The sequence below is a fragment of the Streptomyces sp. NPDC058877 genome, assembly GCF_042742855.1.
Taxonomy (GTDB): domain Bacteria; phylum Actinomycetota; class Actinomycetes; order Streptomycetales; family Streptomycetaceae; genus Streptomyces.
In genome coordinates this window covers 1-3293 of the sequence record NZ_JBHYMF010000346.1, presented here as the reverse complement: position 1 = coordinate 3293, position 3293 = coordinate 1, and the positions used below count along the sequence as shown (strand labels likewise).

Below are 3293 nucleotides of genomic sequence, written 5' to 3'. Positions count from 1 at the left end.
ACCGCAGCCATTTCGTCCGGAGTCACACACCCACAACGCGACACACAACCCGAAGGACACGCACCACCAAACACGACCTGACCAAGCACTACTAGACCCCTCTTGACCTGCTACTTCGACGTGGCCGACAGCTGCCGGCTGATCACCAGCCGCTGGATCTGGTTCGTACCCTCGAAGATCTGCATGATCTTCGCCTCACGCATGTAGCGCTCCACCGGGAAGTCGCGGGTGTAGCCGTAGCCGCCGAACACCTGGACCGCGTCCGTGGTGACCCTCATGGCCGCATCGGTGGCGATGAGCTTGGCCGCGCTGGCCTGGCGGCTGAAGGGGCGACCAAGGTCGCGCCGGCGGGCCGCGTCCAGGTAGGTGGCACGGGCCGCGTCGACGGCGGCGGCCATGTCGGCGAGGAGGAAGCCGAGGCCCTGGTGGTCGACGATCCTGCGGCCGAAGGTCGTGCGCTCGTTGGCGTAGGCGACCGCGGCGTCCAGGGCCGCCTGGGCGAGCCCCGTGGCACAGGCGGCAATGCCGAGGCGACCGCTGTCGAGGGCGCTGAAGGCGATCTGGAGGCCCTGCCCCTCGTCCCCGAGCAGCCGGTCGGCGTCCAGGAGCGCCCCGTCCCAGTAGGCCGCCGTCGTCGGCACGGCCTGGAGGCCCATCTTGCGCTCGGGGGCGCCGAAGCTCAGCCCCTCGGTCTCGCCGGGGGCGAGGAAGCAGGAGATGCCATGGCTGCCGGGTGCGGTGCGGGCGAAGAGCGCGTAGAAGTCGGCCCTTCCGCCATGGGTGATCCACGCCTTGGTGCCGCTGACCCGATAGGCACTGCCGTCGTCGAGGCGCTCGGCCTTGCAGGTGAGGGCGGCGGCGTCGGAGCCGGCCTGCGGCTCGGAGAGGCTGTAGCCGCCGATGGTCCGCCCCTCCAGCATCGCGGGCAGCCACCGCTCCTTCTGCTCCGGGTTGCCGAAGGTGTGGAGCGGGTGGCAGGCGAGGGTGTGGACGCTCGTCGCGACGGCGACGGCGGCCCATCGCGCGGCGAGCTCCTCCAGGACCTGGAGGTAGACCTCGTAGGGCTGGCCCCCGCCGCCGTACTCCTCGGGGTACGGAAGGCCCAGGAGTCCGGTCTCGCCGAGGGTGGCGAAGAGCCCTTCGGGATAGGTCTCGGCGGCCTCGTGTTCGTCCACCCGCGGGGAGAGTTCCTTGTCGGCGATCTCCCGGGTGAGGGCGATGAGATCCGCTGCCTCGGGGGTGGGAAGCAGGCGGTCGACATCCATGGCGACTCCAGCGGCGCGCAAGTGGTACTGGGAAAGGTACTGCAGTACCACTTAGAGTAGCGCAGAAGGGAGCTGCCGCAACCTCCCGCCGGGGCGGCCTGGAATACTGGCGGGATGATCGAGACCTCAGCCGCTGACGTCCCGAAGCTGACGGGCCGCGGAGCGGCGCGCCGCTCGGCCCTCTTCGAGGACCTCGTCGCCCTCCTCGTCGGCGAGGGCTTCGCCCGACTGACGCTCGACGATCTCGCCGCACGACTCCACTGCTCCAAGCGGACCCTGTACGGCCTCGCCGGCAGCAAGGAACAACTGGTGCGGGCGGCGGTCGTGCACTTCTTCCGGCGCGCCACGAGCCGGGTCGAAGCGGTGCTCGCCGCCGCAACCGATCCCGCCGAGCGGCTCTCCGCTTACCTGCGGGCCGTTTCGGCCGAACTGGCACCCGTCTCACCGCAGTTCTTCGACGACGTGGCGGCCTTCGAGCCGGCGGCGGAGGTGTACGAGCGCAACACCCGGGCGGCAGCGGGCCGGGTGCAGCAATTGATCGAGGAGGGCGTGCGGGCCGACGCCTTCCGGGAGGTGCACGTGGCCTTCGCCGCCGACGTCATCTCCTCGGTGATGGTCCGCATCCAACGGCGACAAGTGGCCGCGGCCACCGGACTCGCCGACGCCGAGGCGTACGAGCAGCTGGCCGAGCTCCTGCTGAGCGGACTCCGGAAGGCCTGAGGAACCCGAAGGGCCCGGGGAGCCCGCCGGGACACTTGGCCGATTCACGGCCACGATCGATCACTCCCCGCTGGTGATCCACTACCGTGTGCGACGCCCTTGTTCCTCCCACCCCAGGGAGCTTCCGCGTGGAGCGCAGCCGCACCGCCCTCAGGATCCGTGCCGTCCTCGCCGCCATGGGAGTCACCGTCGCCCTCGGCTCGACCCCCTCGGCACAGGCCGCCCCCGCCGAACGCCCCGCCGCCCCTCCGGCCCCCTGTACCGGAGAGTTCAAGGGCGACGCGCGGCTCGGCCCCGAGTTCCTGCCGAAGGAGCGGCAGCGACCGGTCGGTCCACTGCTCGTCCGCTACCACCGCACCGGGCACCTCTCCCCCGACGCCTTCCTCAAGAAGTACTGGGAGGGGCCGGCCGACGGCGGCGGCTGGAAGTACCCGCCGAACGACGGCTTCGCCGAAGTCAACGGACGCGTCGACAAGGAGCCCGAACTCCTGCTCGCGGGAGAGCGGTTGGACCGCTTCGGCTCCGAGTACGGCTCCTACCTGGCTCCGGCCGGCGACGCGTACGCCCGGCGCGCCCTGCCCCCGCAGAACCTCAACACCCGTGACCCCGGCTTCCCCTGCGACTACCACCTGTACGAGGTAACGAAGGGCTTCGTCGTCTGGGAGGGATCCATCGCCCCCTGGTTCGAACAGCCGGGTGGAGGCCGACAGATCAAGCTGGACCCGGTCTTCCTGGACCCCGGCGAGGGCCAGCGCCTCAACGTGAAGTGGCTCCTCGATCACGGCTACTTGGCACGCGTCCCCGCGTGAGCGACCGCCGCGCACTGGAGCGGGCGCTCCACGAGGCCGGGGTGCCCGCCGCCCACTACCGGATCGAAGGCGTCCACGAACCGGTCCCCACCCCCACCGACTTCGTCTACCTGCGGACGGGGCGCGGCGGCGGCTGGGAGACCGGGGTCTACGAGCGGGGCGCGTACGAGCCGATCGCCGTGCACCCCACCGAGGCGGCTGCCTGTGCCCACCTCCGCGCGCTCCTGGGCGTCTGAGCCCTTCCTCCCCGCCCTGCGGCGTCCAGCACCGGTGCGTGCACCGCGCGGCCGGAGCGCACGGCCGGACGCATTCGGCCGGTGGCGGCGCGATGGCGTGCCGTGGCCGTCGTCGTGCGCTCGCCGGGGAGTGCGGCACGACCGCTCGGGAAGATCTTCACCGGTCTTCTAGTGTCCTGAGTCTCGGAAGAGGTGCATATCTAGGGTTTGGGGTTCGGCAGGCGGTTCAGGTAGCCGGCGAGGCGTTCGAAGATCTCGTCGGC

General features: G+C 71.0%; 4 protein-coding genes. 3 read left to right on the top strand and 1 reads right to left on the bottom strand.

Going from position 1 to position 3293, the window contains the following annotated elements:
- Positions 1–110: 110 nt before the first annotated feature.
- A complete protein-coding gene (locus tag ACFW2Y_RS35275) occupies positions 111–1265 on the bottom strand; it encodes an acyl-CoA dehydrogenase family protein (protein ID WP_384887684.1) in 1155 nt (384 codons plus the stop codon).
- Between the two features lie 114 nt (positions 1266–1379).
- Between ACFW2Y_RS35275 and ACFW2Y_RS35270 the strand changes: the two genes are divergently transcribed.
- The 3 genes from ACFW2Y_RS35270 to ACFW2Y_RS35260 all read left to right on the top strand — a co-directional run bounded on the left by ACFW2Y_RS35270 (position 1380) and on the right by ACFW2Y_RS35260 (position 3030).
- A complete protein-coding gene (locus ACFW2Y_RS35270; protein WP_384887681.1) occupies positions 1380–1985 on the top strand; it encodes a TetR/AcrR family transcriptional regulator in 606 nt (201 codons plus the stop codon).
- 176 nt (positions 1986–2161) lie between these two features.
- Positions 2162–2794, top strand: coding sequence for a TNT domain-containing protein (locus tag ACFW2Y_RS35265; protein WP_384887686.1), 633 nt, complete (start codon positions 2162–2164; stop codon positions 2792–2794).
- Positions 2791–3030, top strand: a complete 240-nt coding sequence (locus tag ACFW2Y_RS35260) for a hypothetical protein (RefSeq protein ID WP_384887678.1) — start codon at positions 2791–2793, stop codon at positions 3028–3030. The genes ACFW2Y_RS35265 and ACFW2Y_RS35260 overlap by 4 nt, the downstream gene beginning before the upstream one ends.
- The last annotated feature ends 263 nt before the right edge of the window (positions 3031–3293 follow it).